This is a genomic window from Kitasatospora sp. NPDC058115 (assembly GCF_042884635.1).
Lineage (GTDB): Bacteria > Actinomycetota > Actinomycetes > Streptomycetales > Streptomycetaceae > Kitasatospora.
The window spans coordinates 1-21979 of the sequence record NZ_JBHVTL010000015.1 but is presented as its reverse complement, the minus strand read 5'-3'; the positions used below and the strand labels follow the sequence as shown (position 1 = coordinate 21979).

Sequence of the window (21979 nt, the reverse complement as noted above, 5' to 3'; positions counted from 1 at the left end):
ATTCGGCGGGCCCTCCCGCCGAATTCCCGGACCGGCCGCTCAGGCGGTCACGGCGTCCTCCGGGCGGATCGGCAGCCGGCCCACCGGCAGACCGGTGGCGGCGCGCACCGCCGCGGCCACCGCCGCCGGCGCCGTCACCGCCGGCACCGCGCTGACCGCCTTGGCCCCGAACGGCGCCACCACGTCGCGCTCCTCCAGCAGGGCGGCGACCCGGATCTCCGGGGTGTCCAGCGCGGTCGGCAGCCGGTAGCCGGTGAGTGAGGGGTTGGCCAGCAGACCGCCCTCGGTGCGGAGGTCCTCCAGCAGCGCCAGCCCGACGCCCTGGGCGACCCCGGCCTCGATCCGGTCCTCGATCTGCCGCGGGTTCAGCGCCCGGCCGACCTCCTGGGCCACCGTCACCTCGACCACCCGGACCGCGCCCAGCTCGATGTCCACGTCGACCACCGCGCGCATCGCGCAGAACGCGATGGAGACGAAGGCGTCGCCCTGCCCCGCCTCGTCCAGCGGCTCGGTCGGGTGCGGGCGGCACTGCGCGGTCGCCCAGAGCTCCTTGCCCTCCAGGGCCTCGGCCACCGGCATGCCGAGCACCCCGTCGTACGAGGTGATCTTGCCGTCGGCGATCTGCAGCAGCTCCGCCGACATCCCGAAGTTCGCGGCGATCGGCTGGAGCAGCTGGTGGCGGACCATCAGCGCGGCCCGCTCGACCGCGCCGCCGGACACCCAGGTGTGCCGGCCGCGGGCGGACGGCCCGGCCACCGACTGGTCGCTGTCGGCCGGGGCGATGTACACCTCGCCGACGCCCAGCACGCTCTGCACGATCTGCCGGGCGAGCGTGGCGAAGCCCTGGCCGGCGTCGACCGCGGCGCAGATCACGGTGGCGTGGTCGCCGCTCACCCGCACGGTCGCGGTGGCGACCTCGTCCTCGCCCTCGGCGCCCAGCATGTGCACCATGCCCAGCGCGTAGCCGATGCCGCGCCGCACCGCGGCCGGGTCCCCGGCGCCGCCGGGCCCGCCCGGCAGCAGCCACTCGGCGTCCGGGTCGTCCACCGGCAGCGCCGGCAGCGGCTCGGCGGCGACGGCCTCCAGCAGCGCGCCCACCGGGGCGGGGCAGGTGACGGCCTGTCCGGTGGGCAGCGGGTCGCCGGTCGCCATCACGTTGCGGCGGCGGACCTCCACCGGGTCGATGCCGACCCGGGCGGCCAGCTGGTCCAGCTGCGACTCGTAGGCGAAGCACGCCTGCACCGCGCCCTCGCCGCGCATCCGGCCGGCCGGCGGGTTGTTGGTGCGCACCGCCCAGGCGTCCACGAAGACGTTGGGGCAGTTGTACGGGCCGACCGAGAAGGCGGTCGCGGCGGCCAGCGCCTCGGCCGAGACGTCGGCGTAGGCGCCGCCGTCCAGCAGGATCTGCGCCTCGACCTTCACCAGCCGGCCCTCGGCGTCCGCGTGGTGGCGGTAGCGCAGCAGCGCCGGGTGGCGCGAGGCGTGGGTGTGGAAGGACTCCTCGCGGGTGAGCGTCATCTTCACCGGGCGGCCGGTGCGCAGCGCCAGCAGCGCCAGGGTGACCTGGAAGGACGGGTCCTCGCGGTCGGAGGTGGCGCCGGGCACGCCGGTGACCACCAGCCGCACCCGGTCCGGCTCCAGGCCCAGGCAGGCGGCGGTGCGGTCGCGGTCGCCGTGCGGGTCGGTGGAGGACAGGTGCAGCTCGACCCCGCCGTCCGGGCGCGGCACGGCCAGGCCCGCCTCGGCGCCCAGCGGCGCCGGGTCCTGGCGGCCGACCTGGTACAGGCCCTCGACGACGATCTCGCCGGCCGCCTCCGGGTCGCCGGTGCGCAGCGGCAGGTGGCGGAAGAGGTTGCCGTCCGGGTGCAGCGGCGGAGCGGTGAAGGCCTGCTCGGGGTCGGTGACGGCGTCCAGCGGCTCGTAGTCGACGGTGATCAGGCCGACCGCGAGCCGGGCCGTGTCGGGGTGGTCGGCGGCGACCGCGGCCACCGGCTCGCCGTGGTGGCGGACCACCCCGGCGGCGAGGACCGGACGGTCGGCGACGATCGGGCCGGTCGGCGCGCCGTCCGGCAGGCCGTCGGGGCCGGCCGGCAGGTCGGCGGCGGTGACCACGGCGTGCACGCCGGGCAGGGCCAGCGCGGCCGAGGTGTCGATGCCGCGAATGCGCGCGTGCGGGTGCGGCGAGCGCAGCACCGCGCCCCACAGCAGGCCCTCGGCCCACAGGTCGGCGGCGTACGGGTAGATGCCGAGCGCCTTGGGCAGGGCGTCGCTGCGCAGCGGGGAGCTGCCCAGGCCGAACGGCTCCGTCGTGCCGCCCGCGTCGCCGTCCTGCTGGAGTGCTGCGCCGATGTCGGTAGGCGACGTCATGATGCGTGGTCGTCCTCGGGGAGCCGGATGCCGTGGGCGGGGGTGGCGCCGTACGGGACGCCGGCGGGGGCGGTGCCCTCGGCCGGGACGCCGTGCGGGGGCGTGGGGATGTACGGCGTGCCGTGGGCGGGGGTGCCGCCGTCGTGGCCGGGCTGCTGCGGGTAGCCGGCCGTGTCGTAGCCCGGGAGCGGGGTGCCGTGCGCGGGGGTGCCGGCGGCCGGGGTCTCGTAGACCGGTCCGTCGTAGGCCTGGCCGTCGTAGACCGGACCGTCGTAGGCGCGGGCCCGGTCGTAACCGGGCTGCTGCGGGTGGCCGGCCGCCCCGGGGTAGCCGGTCCCGGGCAGGTAGGTGCCGTGCGCCGGGGTGGTGTCCGCCGGGTACGGGGCGCCGGGGTGGGCCGGGTGGAAGCCGGTGGAGCCGTCGGCCGGCGGCGCCGGGACGTCCCGGACCGGGGCCAGCACGGTGGTGTCGTACACCCCGCTGTCGTAGCCGCCCGGGCCGTCGGGGGTGCCGTACGGCGCGCCGGGGGCGGGGGCGGCCGGCCCGGCGGGCGGCTGCGGGACGTGCTCGATCCAGGCGTCGCCGTCGGTGTACACCGGCAGGTCGGCGGCGGTCGCGGGCTCGTCCGCGGCGGGCCCGGGCGCGGCGGCGGGGGCCTGGTCCGGGACGGGGGCGGGGACGGGGGCGGGGGCCGCGGCGGCCCGGTCGCCCTCCTCGGCGGCGGACGCGGCGTCCGCCTCGGCCTCCGCCGCGCGCGCGTCGGCGACGCTCTGCACGGCGGCCAGCGCGCCCCGGTAGCCGGTGCACCGGCAGAGGTTGCCGCACAGCGCCTGGCGCGCCTCGACCTCGGTGGGCCGGTGGTTGCGCTGGAGCAGGTCGTGCACGGCCATCGCCAGGCCGGGCACGCAGTAGCCGCACTGCACCGCGCCGGACTCGGCCAGCGCCTGCTGGACGTCGCTGGCGCCGCCGCCGGCCGACAGGCCCTCGACGGTGTTGATCTCGCTGTCCTGCGCCAGCGCGGCGGGCACCAGGCAGCCGGCCACCAGCTGCCCGTCGACCTGCACCGAGCAGGCCCCGCACTCGCCCTGCTCGCAGCCGTCCTTGGCGCCGGCCAGGCCGAGCCGCTCGCGCAGCACGTAGAGCAGGCTCTCGCCGATCCAGGCGTCGCTGACGGGCCGTTCGAAGCCGTTGACCCGCAGGGTGTACGAGGTGGTCGGCCGCAGCTCGCGGCTGACCTGCGGCGCGTGGTCGTGCGCGTGGTCGAGCAGCCCCGCGTCCAGGGCCTCGATGGGGTGGTCTGTGGTCACTTGAGCGCCCTTCCCAGTGCCCGGCGGGCCAGCACGGCTACGGTACGCCGCAGACGGACGGCGGCCGCGCTCGGCCCCTCGGTGACGGCCTCCCAGGCGCCCTCCGCGCCGTAGCCGTCGGGGACGCAGGCGGCGGCCACGTAGTCGCCGAAGGCGGCGGTCGCGGCGGGGTCGATCTCCCGCGAGCCGTCCCAGTCGATGCAGCCGGCCACCCAGGCCTCGGCCTCCAGCGGCCGCAGCGGCACCGGGGCGACGGCGCCGACGGCGCAGCGCACAGCGCGCCGGGCGGGGTCGAGGACGAGCGCCACCGAGGCGGTGGCGCGGGCCGGGCCGCTGCGGCCGGTGGCCTTGAGGAACACCTGCGGGGCGTGCAGCAGCGGGACGCGCACCCAGGTGAGCAGCTCGCCGGGGCGCAGCGGGTCGAGGCCGGTGAGCAGGTGGCTGACCGGGACCTCGCGGGTGGCGCCGGCCCGGGCGAGGGTGACGCTGGCCTCCAGTGCGGCGAGCACCGGGAGGGTGTCGCCGGCTGGGGCGGCGGTGGCGATGTTGCCGCCGAGGGTGCCGACGTTGCGCACCTGCGGGGGGCCCGCGGTGCGGGCGGCGTCGGCGAGCGCGGGGATGAGCGCGGCGAAGTCGGGGCGGTCCATCCGGGCGTGGGTGAGCCCGGCGCCCAGCACGGCGGTGCCGCCGTCCTCGTAGCGCCAGCCGCGCAGTTCGGTGATCCGGCCGAGGCCCACCAGGGAGGCGGGGCGCAGGCGCCCGGCGTTGACGGCTTCCATCAGGTCGGTGGCGCCGGCCACCGGCACCGCGGCCGGGTGAGCGGCCAGCGCTTCGACGGCCTCGTCGAGGGAGGCCGGCAGCATGATCGTCCGGTTCACCTGGGTCCCACCGTGCTCCACTTGCTCATCGATCGCCTGCCGCCCGCGGCCCTGGACCGGGTGTCCGCTCCGGCAGCCCGGCCTGGCCCGTAGGGTACGGGCGATCGGGCCGGGTTGGGCAACTCTGGCACACAATGCTCGATGATCATTTCGGGACGGGCGAACGGTACTGCCCGATTGGGACCGATACCGGGCGGTATCCGACCCGGTCCGTGGCGGACCGGGTCGGATGTTCATCTGTTCTTGACGTCCGACGCCCGTTCGGAAGTTCCCGTGCGCGACGTCCGTCCGCCCCCGGCGTGCCGTCAGACGACCGGCGGAAGCCCCTCGATCGGCCGTCCCTGGACGCCGGGCCAGGTCTGCCACGGGTGCGGACCGGCCGCCGGGCGGTACTCGATGCCGAGCGCGTCCAGCACCTCCAGGTGGCCCGCCATCCGCCGCTCGAAGCCGGCGAAGTCGCGCGCGGCCGGGTCGGTGGGCAGCGCCGACCAGGCGACCTCGGCGAAGGCCACGAGCCGCGGGAAGACCCGGTAGTCGATGTCCCGGGCGCTGTGCATGAACTCGCTCCACACGTTCGCCTGGGTGCCGATCACCCGGCGGGCCGCGGCCTCGTCGAGCTGGGGCGGCACCGGCTCGAACCGGTAGACGTCCTCCAGGGTGCGCACGAAGCCGACCGGGATCGGCTCGTCCTCGCCCGGCGCCTGCCGGTGGTCGAGGTAGACGTGCTGCTCCGGGCACATCACCACGTCGTGCCCGGCCTCGGCGGCGGCGATCCCGCCGCCGTAGCCGCGCCAGGACGACACGGCGGCGCCGGGGGCCAGGCCGCCCTCCAGGATCTCGTCCCAGCCGATCAGCCGCCGGCCGCGCTCGGCCAGCCAGCGGTCGAAGTGCCGGATGATGTGGCTCTGCAGCTCGTCCTCGTTGGCCAGGCCCAGCTCGCGCATCCGCGCCTGCGCGGCGGCGCTGTCCTTCCACTGCTCCTTGGGGCACTCGTCGCCGCCGAGGTGGATGAACTCGGACGGGAAGAGCTCCAGGACCTCCTCCAGCACCCCCTCGAAGAACCGCAGGGTGGCCTCGGAGGCGTTGAGCACGTTGTGGCTGACGCCCCAGTCGGTCCACACGCCGAGCGCCGAGGTGTCCACCACGTCGGTGTTGCCCAGCTCGGGGTAGGCGGCCACGACGGCCTGGGTGTGGCCCGGCAGCTCGATCTCGGGCACCACCGTGATGCCCCGCTCGGCCGCGTAGGCGACGATCTCGCGCAGGTCGGCCTGGGTGTAGAAGCCGCCGTGCGGGCGGTCGTCGCGGCGCTGGGCGGCCCGGTAGCCGACCATCGAGCGCTCGCGCCAGGAGGCCGCCTCGGTGAGCCGCGGGTAGCGCTTGATCTCCACCCGCCAGCCCTGGTCGTCGGTCAGGTGCAGGTGCAGCACGTTCAGCTTGTGCGCGGACAGCTGGTCGACGAAGCGCAGCACGTCGGCCTTGGGCAGGAAGTGCCGGGCGACGTCCAGCAGCGCGCCGCGCCAGCCGAACCGGGGCGCGTCCTCGATGTCCACGCCGGGCAGCACCCACTCCGAGCGCAGCGGGGCGCGCCGGTAGGCGTCCGGACCGAGCAGCCGGCGCAGCGTCTGGGCACCCCAGAGCGCACCGGCCGGGCCGCCGGCGGTGATCACGGCGTGGCCGGGGCGCACCGAGAGCCGGTACGCCTCCGCGGCCAGCGCGTCGTCGTGGACCAGTTCGACTCCCTCACCGGGCCGCCCGGGGGCGAGCGGCAGGCCGGTGGCGGCGGTCAGCGAGGAACGCAGCCACCGTTCGGCCCCGGCCAGTTCCGGCGGCGCGGTCAGGGTGGTCGTCGAGTCGAGCGGGAAGTCCTGGTCCGGGAGGCGGACGGAACTCACGGGGGCGGGAATGAGGTCCATTGCGCCATCCTCCCCCGACCCGGACGACTGGCATAGACCACCCGGCAATCGCCGCGCTATGCAAAACGGCGGTGCGAGGAGCGGAACGGCCTACTTGTCCTTGTCGTCGCCGCCCTGCGGCTTGCCGATGCCGTCGTAGATCTCCTTGCACATCGGGCAGACCGGGTACTTCTTCGGGTCGCGCCCGGGCACCCACACCTTGCCGCAGAGCGCCACCACGGGGGATCCGGAGAGGGCGCTCTCCATGATCTTGTCCTTCTGGACGTAGTGCGCGAAGCGCTCGTGGTCGCCGTCCCCGTGGGACACCTGCGGGACGGGCTCGACCAGGGTGCCGGTGCCGAGGCCGCGCTCGGGCTCAAGAGTGCTCATGGGTGCCAAGTCTATGGGCGCCCCGCGAGACCGGGCCAGTGTCGCGGCCCCGGCCCGTGTCATGCCGCGTGCGGCGGCCGCCTCAGTTGAGCGTCGGGTCGTCCGGGTAGCTCGCCAGCAGGGCCAGCGGACCGCGCTGGCGGCGCAGCACCGCGCGCCAGAGCCGCTCCGGCTCGGGGTTGGAGATGTCCCCCGGCTCGCAGTCCACCAGGTACCAGGCCCCGGTGGAGATCTCCGTCTCCAGCTGTCCCGGCGCCCAGCCCGCGTACCCGGCGAAGATCCGCAGCGCGCCGAGCTCGCCGGCCAGCACCTCGGGCGGCGCCTCCAGGTCCACCAGGCCGATCGCGCCATGCACCCGCCGCCAGCCGAGCGGTTCCCCGGTGCCCGGCTCCCCCGGCGCCACCGCCAGGCCGAGCGCCGAGTCCAGGGCCACCGGCCCGCCCTGGAACACCACCGCCGGCCGGCCGACCAGCACGCCCCAGCCGTCCAGCACGCTGCCGACCTCCACCGGGGTCGGCCGGTTCAGGACGACGCCGAGCGCCCCCTCGGCGTCGTGGTCGAGGAGGAGCACCACCGCCCGGGCGAAGTTCGGGTCGGTGAGCACGGGCGTCGCGACGAGCAGACGGCCGGTGTGGGACCGGCCTGCGTGCGAATGGGCCGCCGTCATGCCCACATGATCCCGCAGAACCCCCGGCGGCGGACACCCGAAAACCGGCGGGCCGGGGAATGCGCCGCGAACACCCGTACGGACGCACCGGCGCGCGCCGCGCGGCCCGGGGAGAGCACCATCACGGGAGAGGCTCACGGGAACCATCGGCACGACCACTACCATCTACTGATGGTGGACGCCCGTCCACGGTGCCGATTCGGTCACGCCGGGGGCCCGACGCGCCCGTGCAACCGTTCCACCGCATGGCTCGTCGCCGAGCCCCACCCACTCCTCTGGCACCCCGGATTGCGAGAACGATGACCGACGACGTCCTGCTGGTCCACGGCGGAAACCCGCTCGAAGGCGAGATCCGCGTCCGCGGTGCGAAGAACCTGGTGCCCAAGGCCATGGTCGCCGCCCTGCTCGGGCAGGGTCCCAGCAGACTGCGCAACGTCCCGGACATCCGCGACGTCAAGGTGGTCCGCGGGCTGCTCCAGCTGCACGGCGTCACCGTGCGCACCGGGGACGAGGAGGGCGAGCTGATCCTCGACCCCTCGCACGTGGAGAGCGCCAACGTCGCCGACATCGACGCGCACGCCGGCTCCTCGCGCATCCCGATCCTGTTCTGCGGCCCGCTGCTGCACCGCCTCGGCCACGCCTTCATCCCGGGCCTGGGCGGCTGCGACATCGGCGGGCGCCCGGTGGACTTCCACTTCGAGGTGCTCCGCCAGTTCGGCGCCACCATCGAGAAGCACCCGCAGGGCACCTACCTGGTCGCCCAGCAGCGGCTGCGCGGCACCAAGATCGAGCTGCCCTACCCCTCGGTCGGCGCGACCGAGCAGGTGCTGCTGACCGCGGTGCTCGCCGAGGGCGTCACCGAGCTGCGCAACGCGGCCATCGAGCCGGAGATCGTCGACCTCATCTGCGTGCTGCAGAAGATGGGCGCGATCATCACCCTGGGCACCGACCGCACCATCCTGATCACCGGCGTCGACGAGCTGGACGGCTACACCCACCGGGCGCTGCCGGACCGCCTGGAGTCGGCCTCCTGGGCCTGCGCGGCGCTGGCCACCAAGGGCGACATCTACGTCCGCGGCGCCCGCCAGCTGGAGATGATGACCTTCCTCAACACCTTCCGGAAGGTCGGTGGCGCCTTCGAGGTGGACGACGAGGGCATCCGGTTCTGGCACCCGGGCGGCGAGCTCAAGGCGATCGCGCTGGAGACCGACGTGCACCCCGGCTTCCAGACCGACTGGCAGCAGCCGTTGGTGGTCGCGCTGACCCAGGCGACCGGGCTGTCCATCGTGCACGAGACGGTGTACGAGTCGCGGCTGGGCTTCACCGGCGCGCTGAACCAGATGGGCGCGCACATCCAGCTCTACCGCGAGTGCCTGGGCGCCACCCCGTGCCGCTTCGGCGCCCGCAACTTCCTGCACTCCGCGGTGGTCTCCGGCCCGTCCAAGCTGATCGGCTCCGAGCTGGTCATCCCGGACCTGCGCGGCGGCTTCTCCTACCTGATCGCGGCGCTGGCGGCCGAGGGCACCTCGACCGTGCACGGCATCGACCTGATCAACCGCGGCTACGAGAACTTCATGGACAAGCTGCGCGACCTCGGCGCCCACGTCGAGCTGCCGAGCGAGCGGTCCAGCGAGGAACTGGTCGACGCCTGACCGGCGCCCTCCGCCGACGGCGAGAGGCCGGGCCCCCGCGACGGGGACCCGGCCTCCCGGGCGTTCAAGGGGTGGTTCAGGCGCCCTTGGCGGCTTCCTTCAGCTTGGAGCCGGCGCTGACCTTGGCGCTGTAGCCCTCGGGGATCTGGATCGGCTCGCCGGTCTGCGGGTTGCGGGCGGTGCGAGCGGCACGGTGGGTGCGCTCGAAGGTCAGGAAACCGGGGATGGTGACCTTCTCGTCGCCCTTGGCGACGACCTCGCCGACGATCTCGGCGAAGGCGGCCAGAACGGCGTCGGCGTCCTTGCGGGTCACCTCGGCGCGCTCGGACAGCGCCGCCACCAGCTCACTGCGGTTCATGTGTACTCCTGTGGTCTGTTCGCTTGCGGTGTACGGGGGCCCATCGGTGCTCCCACCGGGGGCACCCGGATGGGCCGCAGGTCCGCACACTGTGCTCATGCAGGCAATGCGTGGTCGCGAGCCGGGTCCGCACCCAGTGCCGCGCGCCGTGCCGTCGAAGGCCCGCCTGCCTGCCCGGATACGAATCCTGCCCCGACCGGCCCCGAGAATGCCAATCGGGCCCCGGCGGCACGACCCGAACAGCGCCCGCCCGCCGGAGGTGTGACGCTCCGTCGGCTCCGGCGGACCGGGCGCGGGCGGCGGTCGGGAGGACGCGCCGGAAGACCAGGGGGACGTTCCGTACTTGTCGGACACGCCTGCCCCGTGCAGGGCTACCGTACGCCCTAGGTCCGACAAGCCCAAACACGCCCCTCGCCCTTGTGTCGCAAGGGTTCGGGGCGGGAACGGGCGGGTACGACCGCTAATCGGACATTTGACCGATCCGCGACACATCGCGACCGGCCGCCGCGGGGGCGTGCCGCCGGGTCCGGCGCAGGGATCCGGCGGCGCGGTCCGGCGTCAGAGCTTCACGGCCGGGAAGGAGGCGGTGTCGAGCGTGCCGACGATGCCCGGGGTCGGGCGGGCCGGAGCGGGCTCCTCCGAGGCGGCGGCCAGGGCGGCCTCCCGGACGGCGGCGGCGACGGTCTTGGCGACGTCCTTGTGGAACACGCTGGGGATGATGTAGTTCGGGTTGCGCTCGTCGTCGCCGACGGTGGCGGCCAGGGCCCGGGCGGCGGCGATCATCATCTCGGTGTTGACGGTGCGGCTCTGGGCGTCCAGCAGGCCGCGGAAGACGCCGGGGAAGACCAGCACGTTGTTGATCTGGTTCGGGAAGTCGCTGCGGCCGGTGGCGACCACCGCGGCGGTCTGCCGGGCCACCGCCGGGTCGACCTCCGGGTCCGGGTTGGCCAGCGCGAAGACGATCGCGTCCGGGGCCATGGTGGCCAGGTCGTCGCCGTCCAGCACGTTCGGGGCGGAGACGCCGATGAAGACGTCGGCGCCGGCCACGGCCTCCTTGAGGCTGCCGGTGCGGCCCGAGCGGTTGGTGTGCTCGGCGATCCAGCGCAGGCTGTCGTTGAGGTCGTCGCGGCCCTCGTGGACCACGCCCCTCACGTCCGCCACGGTGGCGTGCTCGACGCCCGCCGCCATCAGCAGCTTGAGGATCGCGGTCCCGGCGGCGCCGGCGCCCGACATCACGACCCGGATGTCGCCGATCTCCTTGCCGACCACCTTGAGCGCGTTCATCAGCGCCGCCAGCACCACGATCGCGGTGCCGTGCTGGTCGTCGTGGAAGACCGGGATGTCCAGGGCCTCGCGCAGCCGGGCCTCGATCTCGAAGCAGCGCGGCGCGGAGATGTCCTCCAGGTTGATGCCGGCGAAGCCCGGGGCGATCGCCTTGACGATGGCGACGATCTCGTCGGTGTCCTGGGTGTCCAGGCAGATCGGCCAGGCGTCGATCCCGGCGAAGCGCTTGAACAGGGCCGCCTTGCCCTCCATGACCGGCAGCGCGGCGGCCGGGCCGATGTTGCCCAGGCCCAGCACGGCGGAGCCGTCGGTGACCACCGCGACGCTGTTGCGCTTGATGGTGAGGCGGCGGGCGTCCTCGGGGTTCTCGGCGATCGCCATGCAGACCCGGGCGACACCCGGGGTGTAGATCATCGAGAGGTCGTCACGGTTGCGGATCGGCAGCTTCGAGGACATCTCGATCTTGCCGCCGAGGTGCATCAGGAAGGTGCGGTCCGAGACCTTGCCGATGGTGACGCCGTCGATCGCCCGGAGCTTCTCGACGATCTCCTCGCCGTGCGCCACCGAGGAGGCGGCCACCGTCACGTCGATCCGCAGCGCCTCCAGACCGGAGGCGGTCACGTCGAGGCCGGTCACCGAGCCCCCGGAGGACTCCACGGCCGTGGTGATCGCGCTGACGGCGTTGCCTCTGGCCGGCACCTCCAGCCGCACCGTGATCGAGTTCGAGACACTGGGCACCGTCGCCATCGACGTTCCTTCTTCCGTCCGTCCGTCCACGAGGTCAACAGTTCGTTGAAGTCCCTCGCTTGCGCATGCTAGACATCGATGGTCGCACCAACCGGGGCGTAGTCAGAAATAACGTTCATTGAGTGTGCGGACCCGACAACTTCTTGCCTCCACGGCCCGATGCGTTACATTGGACGGGACACCGGCTCGATCCAAGCCCCCGGGCCCAACCTTCGTCCCTTCGAGGGACCACTTGCCGCGAGGCGAGCATGGCGGGTCGGTGTCGTAGCTTCTGAAGGCCCCTCACCCGCCGGGTGGGGGGCCTTCGCCGTGGTCACGCGCCGTGGTCGCGCCCGGCCGGGGGCGTGCGGCCCGGCCGCACGCCCCCGGCCCCGGCGTCAGTCGCGCAGCAGCGCGGGCACCCCGGCCGCGTCCGGCAGGTCGTCCGGACCGGACAGCACGGTCAGCCGCTGGGTCGCCCGGGTCAGCGCCACGTACAGCACCCGCAGGCCCGCCTCCGACTCGCCGGCGATCCCGGTCGGGTCGGCCACCACGGTCGCGTCGTACTCCAGGCCCTTGGCCTCCAGGCTGCCCAGCGCCACCACCCGGTCGCCCAGCCCCTCGGCCCAGCCCGCCGCCTCGGCCCGCCGGTCCATCGGCACCACCACGGCCACCGTGCCGTCCACCTCGCCGAGCAGCCGCTCCAGCTCGGCCCGGGCGCCCGCGCCGAAGGCCTCCGGCGAGGGGTCGGTGACGGCCGCGAAGCGCGGCTCGACGCCCACCCGGCGCACCGCGCTCGGCGACGGCGTGCCCGGCGCGGCCAGCGCCAGCACCTTGGCCGCCACCTCGGCGATCTCGGCGGGGTTGCGGTAGTTCACGGTCAGCGTGAAGCGGCGGCGCGGCTTGCCGGAGAGCACCTCGTCCAGCGCGGCCTTCGCCTCCTCCGGGAACGGCCAGGAGGACTGCGCCGGGTCGCCGACGATGGTCCAGGTGGCCATCCGGGAGCGGCGGCCGATCATCCGCCACTGCATCGGGGTGAGGTCCTGCGCCTCGTCGACGATCACGTGCGCGTACTCGACCCGTTCCACGGGCACGCGCTCGCGCTGCCGGGCGGAGCGGTCGGCGAAGGTGGTGACCTCCTCCAGGCCGCTCAGCAGGTCCACCGCGTCCACCTCGCGGACCTTCGGGCGGGCCGGCTCGCCGAGCAGCACCTGCAGTTCGTCCACCAGCGCCACGTCGTGCGCCGACAGCGCGCCCTCACCGCGCTGCGACAGGTGCCGCCAGGAGGCCGCCAGCACCCTCGCCTCGTCGGGGGTGACCGCGCGGCGGGCGATCCGGTTGATGTGCCGGGCGTGCTTCAGGGTGCCGAGCACCCGGCGCGGGGTGACCGCGGGCCACCAGGCGTCCAGGAAGTCCAGGAACGGCGCCTCGTCGGAGACGTACTCGTCGAAGGCCTCCTTCTCCTCCTGGCGCTGCTCGCGGGCGTAGTGGTCGGCGGGCCTGGGCAGGTGCCGGGTGGCCTGCTGCCACAGCGCGTCCAGCAGCAGCCGGCGGGCGCGCGGGCGCAGCAGGTTGAGCGGGGTGCCGCCGGAGCCGACGACGTTGCCGCGCACCGCCTTGAGCCGGCCCGCGTCCAGCTTCAGCACCTCGCCGCGGGCGACCACCTTCAGCTCCTGCGGCGCGCCCAGCTCCAGCGCGGCCCGGGCGGCCCGGCGCAGCAGCTGGACCATCCGGGCCGAGCCCTTGATCCGGGCCGCCTCCGGGGTGTCGTAGGTGCCGGCCTCGATGCCGTCGACCAGCGAGCCGACCGCGCGGATGGCGACCTGGCCCTCCTCGCCGAGCGAGGGCAGCACGCCCTCGGTGTAGGAGACCAGCAGCGGGGTCGGCGAGACCACCAGGATGCCCCCCGCGTAGCGGCGGCGGTCCTGGTAGAGCAGGAAGGCCGCCCGGTGCAGCGCCACCGCGGTCTTGCCGGTGCCGGGGCCGCCGGTGACCAGGGTGGCCCCGGCCGCGGCGGCGCGGATCACCTCGTCCTGCTCCCGCTGGATGGAGGAGACGATGTCGCGCATCGAGTGGCTGCGGGCCCGGCCGAGCGAGGCCATCAGCGCGCCGTCGCCGACCACCGCCAGTTCCTCGCCGTCCAGGGTGGGGGTGAGGTCGGGACGCAGCAGGTCGTCCTCGACGCCGATCACCTTGCGGCCCTTGGAGCGGATCACCCGGCGCCGGACGACCCGGCCGGGCTCCAGCGGGGTGGAGCGGTAGAACGGCGCCGCGGCCGGGGCCCGCCAGTCGATCACCAGCGGACCGTACTCGGCGTCCAGCACCCCGAGCCGGCCGATGTGCAGGGTCTCGGCGACGGCCGGGTCGGCCGGGTCGAGCGGGGTGTTGGAGGGGATGCCGTGCTCCTCCGGGGCGTCGGCCCGTTGGAGGTCGATGCGGCCGAACAGGAAGTCCTCGAACTCGTTGTTGAGCCGCTGGAGGTGGGCGCCGGCCCGGTACACCTGGGCGTCGCGCTCGGCGAGCGCGCCGGGGGTGCCGACGTGCACGCGCTTGGCGGCGTCCTCCAGGATGTACTCGGCCTCGGCGAGCTTCTCCTCCAGCCGCCGGTAGACGGTGTCGAGGTGACGCTGCTCGCCGGCGATCTCGCGCTCGCGCACGGTCTCGTGGTCGGTGGCGGCGGTGTCCGTGGTGCTGGTGTCCGTGTTGCTCTGCATGGCCTCGGTGGTTGCGGCGGAATCCGGCTCCGGGAAACGAGCGGACGGACGATCCTACGCCCCGGCCGAGGGAAACGTGAAGGCCGCCCTCCGCAACGCGGTGGACGGCCTTCACACTGTCAACATGGGGTGGTGGAGATGCCGGGAATCGAACCCGGGTCCAGTGGAGTCAATTCAGGGCTTCTCCGAGCGCAGTCCGCTGTGCTTTTCTCGGCCCTGGCGGTCACACGGACAAGCCGCCAACAGGCCCAGCTGCTGTTTGATTTCCCATCCGCCCCCGCAGCCCGGGCGGACGGTTGAGTTCCCTAGATTATGCCAGGGTCCGGGTCGGGAACCCCCCGGTCTGACACCCAAGCGCTATCGGTGCTTATTAGGCAGCGAGAGCGAACTGCTGGGAATCGCGCTTAGAGTTGGCGATTATTTTTTTGCGACACGTGGTTAACGAGATCATTGCCGCGTTCCTCGGCTCGCTTCCCCTGTTTCAACATCCCCTGTCGAAACCGATCATCCCCATGTTTTGTTGAGAAACAGCGCGGACGGTCTCCCGTCCGTGGTGCTGGGCCCATGGTACGCGAGGCGACCAGCGAGGGTCCAGCCGATTAACGCTGGCGTCGCCGGGCGGCCGCCACGGCGCGCGCCGTCTCGCGGGTGTCCTGCTTCTCGCGCAGGGTCTGCCGCTTGTCGTACAGCTTCTTGCCGACCGCGAGCGCCAGTTCGAGCTTCACCCGGCCGTCCTTGAAGTAGAGCGAGAGCGGGACGAGGGTGTGGCCGGCGTCCCGGACCTTCGTCTCGATCTTGCGGATCTCCAGCTTGTGCAGCAGCAGCTTGCGCTTGCGCCGGGCCGCGTGGTTGGTCCACGTCCCCTGGGTGTACTCGGGGATGAAGACGTTGTCGATCCACGCCTCGTGGTTCTGGATGTAGGCGTAGCCGTCGACCAGGTTGGCCCGCCCCTCGCGCAGTGACTTCACCTCCGTGCCGGTGAGCACGAGACCGCACTCGTAGGTGTCGAGGATGGTGTACTCGTGTCGCGCCTTCTTGTTCTGCGCGATCAGCTTGTGTCCGGTTTCCTTTGCCATAGCGCGGTCATTCTCGCACCTCCGCCCCGTGCCGAGCAGCCCCTTTACGCACGGGTCCCGAGACCGGCCAGGACCCGCAGGGCGAGCGCCGCGGCGTCCTCGGAGGCGTCCGCCGGGACGTCCGGGGCCAGTCCGGTGCCCTCCGGGGAGCGGCCGGCCGGGGTGTAGTAGCGGCCGACGGTCAGCTCCAGCACCGCGCCGTCGGCGAGCCGGCTGGGCTGCTGGACGGTGCCCTTGCCGAAGGTCCGCCCGCCCACCACCACGGCCCGGCCGCGGTCCTGGAGGGCCCCGGTGAGCAGTTCGGCGGCGCTCATCGTGCCGCCGTCGACCAGCACCACCAGCGGGGTGCGCTGGTCGCCGCCGGGCGGGGCGGTCAGTTCCCGGGTGCCGCCGCGGTCCTGGTACGAGCCGACCGGGCCGCCGTCCAGGAAGACCCCGGCGGTGCCGGCCGCCTCGTCGACCAGCCCGCCGGAGTTGCCGCGCAGGTCGAGCACCACACCGGCCCGTGCGCCGCGCACGGCGGCGCGCACCTGCTCGGCCACGCCGGAGGTGAAGGCCCGCACCGCGATCCGCACCGCGCCGCCCGCCAGGTGCTCCACGGTCACCTGCTGGCTGTCCAGCAGGGCGCGGCGCAGCCGGACCTCGCGCTCCTCGCCCTCCTCGCGCTGCACGGCCAGGACCACCTCCGAGCCGGGCCGGCGCTCGGCGCCCTCGCGTCCGCGCAGCCGGGCGACCACCTCGGTGACCGGCAGCCGGTCCGCCGGGTCGTCGCCGATCCGCAACAGCCGGTCGCCCACCGCGATCCCGGCGGCCGCGGCCGGGCCTGCGGTCAGCACCTGGGAGACGGTGGTGACGCCGTCCTCGCCGCGGCCCACGGACAGGCCCACGCCGAGGTAGCGGCCGTCCAGGCCCTGGCTGAACTCGGCGTACTCCTGGGCGCTGTAGTACGCGCCCCAGCGGTCGCCGGTGGCACCGATCAGGTGCTCGGCCTGCTGCTCGGAGAGGTCGGCGCCGGCCGGGTCCTGGCCGGCGCCGATGGTCGCGGCGGCGGCCCGGGCGGTGTCGGCGGACGGCGGACGCGGCGTCGCGCCGGGCTCGCCCCAGGCGCCGGTGGCGGCCCCGGCCAGCAGGACCACGCCGAACACCAGGCTGAGGGTGGCCACCTGACGTACCGCGCGGGGAGTGACGGGCATGGACCGGAGTCTAGAACCTCCCGGAAACGCCGCAGCCCGGAAGCGGTGGCGGCGGAACGCCGGCGGCCCCGGACGGCGCAGTGCCGTCCGGGGCCGCCGGGGCCGTCCGGGTCGTCGCGGACTCAGACCTTGAGGTACTTGCGGAGGGTGAAGAAGGCCGCGATGCCGGCCATGCCCATACCCACCACGACCAGCAGCGGTATCACCGCCAGCACCGAGGACAGGCCGATGAAGTGGATGAACTGCACCCGCTCGGCGAGCCAGTTCTGGACGAAGAAGTGGCCGCCGAGCAGCAGGCCGGAGGCCATCACCGCACCGAGCAGCGCGGAGAACGCGGCCTCCGCGATGAACGGCATCTGCACGTAGAAGTTCGAGGCGCCGACCAGGCGCATGATGCCGGTCTCGCGCCTTCTGCTGTACGCCGACACCCGGACGGTGTTGACGATCAGCAGCAGGGCGACGAAGAGCATCAGCACCATGATGACGAAGGCCGCCGTCTGGAGGCCGTTCAGCAGGCCGAAGAGGTTCTCCAGGATCTTGCGCTGGTCCTCGACCGACTTCACGCCGGGCTTGCCGGCGAAGGCGCTCTGGATGACGTCGTACTTGGTCGGGTCCTTGAGCTTCACCCGCCACGACTGCGGGATGGCCTCCGGGCCGAGGACGGAGATGAGCGGGTTGTCCGGGTTCATCTCCTTCCAGTGCTTGTACGCCTCGGCGGAGTTCTCGAAGGTCGAGGACTGCACCACCGAGTCCATCTTGTCGAGCTGGGTCTTGATGTCGGCGATCTGCTGGTCGGTGGCCGCGCCCCTGTCGCACTGGGGCGAGTTGCGGGCATCGGCCTTGGTGCAGAAGTAGATGCTCACCTCGACCTTGTCGTACCAGTACCCCTTCATCGAGTTGACCTGGTCGCGGACCAGGAGGGAGGCACCGGCGAGGGCGAGGGAGAGCGCGACGCTGACGACGACCGCGATGGTCATCGTCAGGTTGCGGCGGAGACCCACACCGATCTCCGACAGGACGAACTGGGCGCGCATGCGTTCAACAACTCCAGGGTCGGTACTGCTGGTCGGGCGAGGCGGGCGGGCGGCCCACGGGGTCAGCGCCGAGCGGTCAGTGCTGGTACCCGTAGACGCCGCGGGCCTGGTCGCGGACCAGCAGCCCCTTGTCGAGCTCGATGACGCGCTTGCGCATCTGGTCGACGATGGCCTGGTCGTGGGTGGCCATCAGCACGGTGGTGCCGGTGCGGTTGATCCGGTCGAGCAGCTTCATGATGCCGACCGAGTTCTGCGGGTCGAGGTTGCCGGTGGGCTCGTCCGCGATCAGCAGCATGGGGCGGTTGACGAACGCCCGGGCGATCGCGACGCGCTGCTGCTCACCGCCGGACAGCTCGCCCGGCATGCGGTCCTCCTTGCCGCCGAGGCCGACCAGGTCGAGCACCTCGGGCACCACCTTGCCGATGGCGCTCTTCGGCTTGCCGATGACCTCCAGTGCGAAGGCGACGTTCTGCGCGACCGTCTTGTTGGGCAGCAGGCGGAAGTCCTGGAAGACGGTGCCCAGCTGGCGGCGCATGTGCGGCACCTTCCAGTTGGACAGCTTGCCGAGGTCCTTGCCCAGCACGTGCACCTCGCCGCTGCTGGGGCGCTCCTCGCGCAGGCACAGGCGCAGGAAGGTGGACTTGCCCGAGCCGGACGAGCCGACCAGGAAGACGAACTCACCCTTCTCGATCTCCAGCGAGACGTTGTCCAGGGCGGGACGGTTCTGCTTGGGATAGGTCTTGGAGACGTTGTCGAATCTGATCACGGCTGCATCACGGAGGCCATCCTAGGCGGCGCCAGTCCTGGGTCGGTCCGCCCCTCGGCATGCCCGGCCCGGGGCGGGCGAGGGGAGCGGAACGGCCGCTCCCGGCTTGGGACCATACGCGAACGGGCGCCCGGCCCGCAGGTCCGGCCGCGACAGGGGCGGGGGGCCGGGGGAAAATGCCCTGGTATGCCCCGAAAATTGGGAGCCATCTCACAGCCCGGGGGCCGGAACGCCCGGAACCTGGCACAGTGGAGGGTGCGGTCGGGCACGACCGCTCCGCCGCACAGGGCACGAGAAGGAACCAAGGCCCGGTCCGGTGCGTTTGCAGTAGCAGCGAGGAGGAGATCGCATGACCTGCGACCATCTGGTGTGCGCCCACTGCAACGGCCGCGTCAGCGAGGGCCGCTGCCCCGCGTGCCGTGCCACCCGGGCCCGGCTGCAGGAGCAGCAGGGCCCGTTCGCCGCGCTCTCCCCCGCGATGCTGCTGGCCGTGCTGGCCGGACTGCTCGCGGTGGCGCTGATCGCGCGGCAGGCGCTGGCCTGAGACGTACGTACACGGGAAGGCCCCCGACCGGTGAACCGGTCGGGGGCCTTCCTTCGTTCCGTCCTGTGCGGACCGCGGACTACTGCGCGGCGGTCTCGCGCTGCTTGCGCCACCGGATGCCGGCCTCGATGCTGTGCTTGATGTTCATCGAGACCGGCGTCCTCACGCTCAGCTCGCGGTTTCCCGCTGCTTCCTCCACCGGATGCCGGCCTCGATGAAGCCATCGATGTCGCCGTCCAGCACGCCCTGCGGGTTGCCGACCTCGAACTCGGTGCGGACGTCCTTGACCATCTGGTACGGGTGCAGCACGTAGGAGCGCATCTGGTTGCCCCAGGAGCTGCCGCTGTCCTTGAGCGCGTCCATCGCCGCCTTCTCCTCCTGGCGGCGCCGCTCCAGCAGCTTGGCCTGGAGGACGTTCATCGCGGACGCCTTGTTCTGGATCTGCGAGCGCTCGTTCTGGCAGGACACCACGATGCCGGTCGGGATGTGCGTGATGCGCACCGCCGAGTCGGTGGTGTTGACGCCCTGGCCGCCGGGGCCGGAGGCGCGGTAGACGTCCACGCGCAGCTCCGACTCGTCGATGTCGACGTGGTCGGACTGCTCGACGACCGGGAGCACCTCGACACCGGCGAACGAGGTCTGCCGGCGGCCCTGGTTGTCGAACGGGGAGATGCGGACCAGGCGGTGCGTGCCCTGCTCGACCGAGAGGGTGCCGTAGGCGTACGGGGCCTTGACGGTGAAGGTCGCGGACTTGATGCCGGCCTCCTCCGCGTACGAGGTGTCGTACACCTCGGTGGGGTACCCGTGCCGCTCGGCCCAGCGCAGGTACATGCGCATCAGCTGCTCGGCGAAGTCGGCGGCGTCCACGCCACCGGCCTCGGCGCGGATGTTGATCAGCGCCTCGCGGGCGTCGTACTCGCCCGACAGGAGGGTGCGGACCTCCAGCTCCTCGACCGCCTTGGCGACGGACGTCAGCTCGGCCTCGGCCTCGGCGCGGGTGTCCGCGTCGTCCTCGGCCTCGGCCAGCTCGAACAGGACGCCCAGGTCTTCGATGCGGCCGCGCAGGCCCTCGACCCTGCGCAGTTCGCCCTGGAGGAAGGAGAGCCTGCTGGTCACCTTCTGCGCGTTCGCGACGTCGTCCCACAGGTCGGGGGCGGCTGCCTCCTCCTCCAGGCGCGCGATGTCGGCCCGGATCTTGTCCAGGTCGAGGACGGCCTCGATCGACCCCATGGTCGTTTCGAGGTTCTTGAGCTCTTCGGAAGGATCGACGGCTGCCACGCCCCCAGGGTAATGGTTCCCGGGGGGCTTCTGACGACCGCGGGGGCGTCCGGGGCGCACACGACCCGCCGGCGGGCCCCCGACGGGCCCGCTACGGGGCCCGTGGCGCCGTGGAGACGGTGGCCGGGCGGGAGCCGGAGCCGGGGTCCGGGGCGGTGGCCGCGAAGGCGGTCCAGGCCGCGGCGGCGCCGGCCAGCAGCAGGACCACCGCCAGCAGCACGGCCAGCACCCGGCGGCGGCGCAGCAGCGCCTGGCGGTCCCGGCGGTGGCCCGCGCCCGGGGCGGTGCGCTGGGCCCGCGACTCGGCCGCGTAGGAGGCCAGCTCGTGCGCGGAGGGGCGGCGCAGGCTGGTGTGGGTGTCCCGGGTGGAGTCCGGTGCGATGCCGGGCACCAGCGGGACGGCCGGGCCGCGGCGGCGCTTGTGGGTGCCGGGGGCGGCGTCCACCTCGGCGTACACCGCCTCGCCCGGGGTCAGCTGCTCCTCGACGGGCGCCCGGCCCTGCTGCGGGACGGCCAGCACCGGCAGCCCGGCCAGGGCGGGCAGCTGCTCGCGCAGCCGGGAGGCCAGCTCGGCGGCGCGCAGCCGGGAGGCGGGGGCCTTGGCCAGGCACTCGGCGATGATCCGCCACAGGCCGTCGGGCAGGCCGGGGATCGGCGGCACCTGCTCGGTGACGTGCCGGCGCAGCACGGCGCCGGTGTGGCCGCCGCCGAACGGGGTGAAGCCGGCCAGCAGCTCGTAGAGCACGGTGGCGAGGGCGTAGATGTCGACGGCGGCGCGCGGCTCCAGGCCCTCGATGATCTCGGGGGCGAGGTAGTCGGGGGTGCCGATGATCCGGGTGGCGCGGGTGCGGCGCGGGGCGTCCACCAGCCGGGCCACGCCGAAGTCGGTCAGCTTGGCGCGCGGGGCGCCGCCGGGGCCGGGGGCGGCGGAGAGGTCGAGCAGGACGTTCTCCGGCTTGACGTCCCGGTGCACGATGCCGGCCGCGTGCGCGGCGGCCAGGCCGTCGGCGACGTCGGCGATGACCGAGGCGGCGAGCTGCGGGGGCAGCGCGCCGTCGCGCTCCAGCCGGGAGCGCAGGTCGGTGCCCTGGACGAGCTCCATCACCAGGGCGAGGTCGCTGCCGTCGACGACCATGTCGCGCACGCCGACCACCCGGGGGTGGTCCAGGCCGGTCAGCGCGGCGCGTTCCTGGACGAAGCGCCCGACCAGCACCTGGTCGGCGGCCAGGTCCTCGCGCAGCAGCTTGACCGCGACCGGACCGTCCGGGCCCTCGCCCAGCCAGACCGTCCCGGCCGAGCCCCGGCCGATCACCTGGTGGACGGTGTAGCGGCTGCCGATCTTGCGTGCCAATGCTGCTCCGTGGGCGGCGGGAGCGCTCCGGGAGGGTCCGGGGCGCTCGGTGGGGCGGGACAACAGCGACCAACCTACGCGCCCGACCGCCCTCCGCGGGCCGCCTGAGGGCGCCTGGCGGGTACCGGACGGCGGGAATTCTCGTGAATTGTCGACAAAGCGTCAATATCACCGCGAGGTCCGGCCCCGGGGACCCCGCGCGGGGTCCCCGGGGTCCGGCCCGTCAGTTCTTCGCGCTGTCGAACAGGTTCGTCGCCCAGTCCTTCGCGCTGGAGAACCAGTCCTGGACCTCGGCCCAGTACTCCGGCAGCGGGGTGAAGTTCCACAGCGCCACCACGGCCAGCGCCAGCACCAGCAGGACCATCAGGCAGCCCTTCAGGCAGCCCAGGCCCGGGATGTACATCCGGTTGCGGCCGCGCGGGCGCGGCTCGCGGCGCGGCGCCTCGCGGGGCGCCTCGCGCGGCGGCTCGGCGCGGCGCTGCGGGGGCTCGCGGTGCTGCGG

17 protein-coding genes, 1 other RNA gene and 1 pseudogene are annotated in these 21979 nt (G+C 73.6%); 2 read left to right on the top strand and 17 right to left on the bottom strand.

Annotation, left to right across the window (positions count from 1 at the left end; translation table 11 throughout):
* Positions 1-39: 39 nt before the first annotated feature.
* The 6 genes from ACFVVL_RS17525 to ACFVVL_RS17500 all read right to left on the bottom strand — a co-directional run bounded on the left by ACFVVL_RS17525 (position 40) and on the right by ACFVVL_RS17500 (position 7501).
* On the bottom strand, positions 40-2367 hold the full coding sequence (locus ACFVVL_RS17525) for a xanthine dehydrogenase family protein molybdopterin-binding subunit (protein WP_380292861.1): 2328 nt from the start codon (positions 2365-2367) through the stop codon (positions 40-42).
* The gene (locus ACFVVL_RS17520; protein ID WP_387676026.1) at positions 2364-3674 is read right to left on the bottom strand and encodes a 2Fe-2S iron-sulfur cluster-binding protein; all 1311 of its coding nucleotides are present in this window, start codon (positions 3672-3674) and stop codon (positions 2364-2366) included. Before ACFVVL_RS17520 ends, ACFVVL_RS17525 begins: the two co-directional genes overlap by 4 nt.
* Positions 3671-4537 carry an FAD binding domain-containing protein gene (locus ACFVVL_RS17515; protein ID WP_380292898.1) on the bottom strand — a complete coding sequence of 289 codons (867 nt, stop codon included), beginning with the start codon at positions 4535-4537 and terminating at the stop codon, positions 3671-3673. The genes ACFVVL_RS17520 and ACFVVL_RS17515 overlap by 4 nt, the downstream gene beginning before the upstream one ends.
* Before the next feature lie 320 nt (positions 4538-4857).
* Positions 4858-6465, bottom strand: a complete 1608-nt coding sequence (locus tag ACFVVL_RS17510) for a beta-N-acetylhexosaminidase (RefSeq protein WP_380292857.1) — start codon at positions 6463-6465, stop codon at positions 4858-4860.
* 90 nt (positions 6466-6555) lie between these two features.
* Complete coding sequence (locus ACFVVL_RS17505; RefSeq protein WP_380292855.1) at positions 6556-6834, bottom strand: DUF3039 domain-containing protein; 279 nt, start codon at positions 6832-6834, stop codon at positions 6556-6558.
* A gap of 82 nt (positions 6835-6916) precedes the next feature.
* Positions 6917-7501 carry a YqgE/AlgH family protein gene (locus ACFVVL_RS17500; protein ID WP_380292853.1) on the bottom strand — a complete coding sequence of 195 codons (585 nt, stop codon included), beginning with the start codon at positions 7499-7501 and terminating at the stop codon, positions 6917-6919.
* Positions 7502-7800: 299 nt separating this feature from the next.
* Between ACFVVL_RS17500 and murA the strand changes: the two genes are divergently transcribed.
* On the top strand, positions 7801-9153 hold the full coding sequence (gene murA / locus ACFVVL_RS17495) for a UDP-N-acetylglucosamine 1-carboxyvinyltransferase (RefSeq protein ID WP_380292851.1): 1353 nt from the start codon (positions 7801-7803) through the stop codon (positions 9151-9153).
* A gap of 76 nt (positions 9154-9229) precedes the next feature.
* Here murA and ACFVVL_RS17490 read toward each other — a convergent pair whose 3' ends face one another.
* From ACFVVL_RS17490 to ftsE, 8 genes are all read right to left on the bottom strand, one after another.
* Positions 9230-9511, bottom strand: coding sequence for an HU family DNA-binding protein (locus ACFVVL_RS17490; RefSeq protein WP_030308200.1), 282 nt, complete (start codon positions 9509-9511; stop codon positions 9230-9232).
* A gap of 558 nt (positions 9512-10069) precedes the next feature.
* On the bottom strand, positions 10070-11542 hold the full coding sequence (locus ACFVVL_RS17485) for an NAD-dependent malic enzyme (protein WP_387676020.1): 1473 nt from the start codon (positions 11540-11542) through the stop codon (positions 10070-10072).
* 377 nt (positions 11543-11919) lie between these two features.
* The gene (locus ACFVVL_RS17480; protein WP_387676017.1) at positions 11920-14235 is read right to left on the bottom strand and encodes a HelD family protein; all 2316 of its coding nucleotides are present in this window, start codon (positions 14233-14235) and stop codon (positions 11920-11922) included.
* Positions 14236-14365: 130 nt separating this feature from the next.
* Positions 14366-14747: a transfer-messenger RNA gene (gene ssrA / locus ACFVVL_RS17475) on the bottom strand.
* An 87-nt stretch (positions 14748-14834) separates the two neighbouring features.
* Positions 14835-15311: an SsrA-binding protein SmpB gene (gene smpB / locus ACFVVL_RS17470; protein WP_350544683.1), complete on the bottom strand. Its 477-nt coding sequence runs from the start codon at positions 15309-15311 to the stop codon at positions 14835-14837.
* Positions 15312-15355: 44 nt separating this feature from the next.
* On the bottom strand, positions 15356-16504 hold the full coding sequence (locus ACFVVL_RS17465; protein ID WP_380297596.1) for a S41 family peptidase: 1149 nt from the start codon (positions 16502-16504) through the stop codon (positions 15356-15358).
* A 122-nt stretch (positions 16505-16626) separates the two neighbouring features.
* Positions 16627-17538: a permease-like cell division protein FtsX gene (gene ftsX / locus ACFVVL_RS17460; protein ID WP_387676012.1), complete on the bottom strand. Its 912-nt coding sequence runs from the start codon at positions 17536-17538 to the stop codon at positions 16627-16629.
* 76 nt (positions 17539-17614) lie between these two features.
* Complete coding sequence (ftsE, locus tag ACFVVL_RS17455; RefSeq protein ID WP_380297594.1) at positions 17615-18304, bottom strand: cell division ATP-binding protein FtsE; 690 nt, start codon at positions 18302-18304, stop codon at positions 17615-17617.
* Positions 18305-18653: 349 nt separating this feature from the next.
* Between ftsE and ACFVVL_RS17450 the strand changes: the two genes are divergently transcribed.
* Positions 18654-18848: a hypothetical protein gene (locus ACFVVL_RS17450; protein WP_344325125.1), complete on the top strand. Its 195-nt coding sequence runs from the start codon at positions 18654-18656 to the stop codon at positions 18846-18848.
* Between the two features lie 168 nt (positions 18849-19016).
* Here the strand turns inward: ACFVVL_RS17450 and prfB are convergent, their stop codons facing one another.
* The 3 genes and pseudogenes from prfB to ACFVVL_RS17435 form a co-directional block, all read right to left on the bottom strand.
* Entirely contained in the window at positions 19017-20126 is a 1110-nt protein-coding gene (prfB, locus tag ACFVVL_RS17445) for a peptide chain release factor 2 (RefSeq protein WP_380297592.1), read from the bottom strand.
* A 91-nt stretch (positions 20127-20217) separates the two neighbouring features.
* A complete protein-coding gene (locus tag ACFVVL_RS17440; protein WP_380297590.1) occupies positions 20218-21477 on the bottom strand; it encodes a serine/threonine-protein kinase in 1260 nt (419 codons plus the stop codon).
* A 223-nt stretch (positions 21478-21700) separates the two neighbouring features.
* Positions 21701-21979: pseudogene (locus tag ACFVVL_RS17435) on the bottom strand (serine/threonine protein kinase); the annotation flags it as partial.

Coding starts and splice junctions, on each gene's coding strand:
- ACFVVL_RS17515 (WP_380292898.1), bottom strand. CDS start 4,537: ATGCTGCCGGCCTCCCTCGACGAGGCCGTCGAAGCGCTGGCCGCTCAC.
- ACFVVL_RS17525 (WP_380292861.1), bottom strand. CDS start 2,367: ATGACGTCGCCTACCGACATCGGCGCAGCACTCCAGCAGGACGGCGAC.
- ACFVVL_RS17490 (WP_030308200.1), bottom strand. CDS start 9,511: ATGAACCGCAGTGAGCTGGTGGCGGCGCTGTCCGAGCGCGCCGAGGTG.
- ACFVVL_RS17480 (WP_387676017.1), bottom strand. CDS start 14,235: ATGCAGAGCAACACGGACACCAGCACCACGGACACCGCCGCCACCGAC.
- ACFVVL_RS17505 (WP_380292855.1), bottom strand. CDS start 6,834: ATGAGCACTCTTGAGCCCGAGCGCGGCCTCGGCACCGGCACCCTGGTC.
- ftsX (WP_387676012.1), bottom strand. CDS start 17,538: ATGCGCGCCCAGTTCGTCCTGTCGGAGATCGGTGTGGGTCTCCGCCGC.
- ACFVVL_RS17465 (WP_380297596.1), bottom strand. CDS start 16,504: ATGCCCGTCACTCCCCGCGCGGTACGTCAGGTGGCCACCCTCAGCCTG.
- ACFVVL_RS17500 (WP_380292853.1), bottom strand. CDS start 7,501: ATGACGGCGGCCCATTCGCACGCAGGCCGGTCCCACACCGGCCGTCTG.
- murA (WP_380292851.1), top strand. CDS start 7,801: ATGACCGACGACGTCCTGCTGGTCCACGGCGGAAACCCGCTCGAAGGC.
- smpB (WP_350544683.1), bottom strand. CDS start 15,311: ATGGCAAAGGAAACCGGACACAAGCTGATCGCGCAGAACAAGAAGGCG.
- ACFVVL_RS17450 (WP_344325125.1), top strand. CDS start 18,654: ATGACCTGCGACCATCTGGTGTGCGCCCACTGCAACGGCCGCGTCAGC.
- ACFVVL_RS17485 (WP_387676020.1), bottom strand. CDS start 11,542: ATGGCGACGGTGCCCAGTGTCTCGAACTCGATCACGGTGCGGCTGGAG.
- ACFVVL_RS17510 (WP_380292857.1), bottom strand. CDS start 6,465: ATGGACCTCATTCCCGCCCCCGTGAGTTCCGTCCGCCTCCCGGACCAG.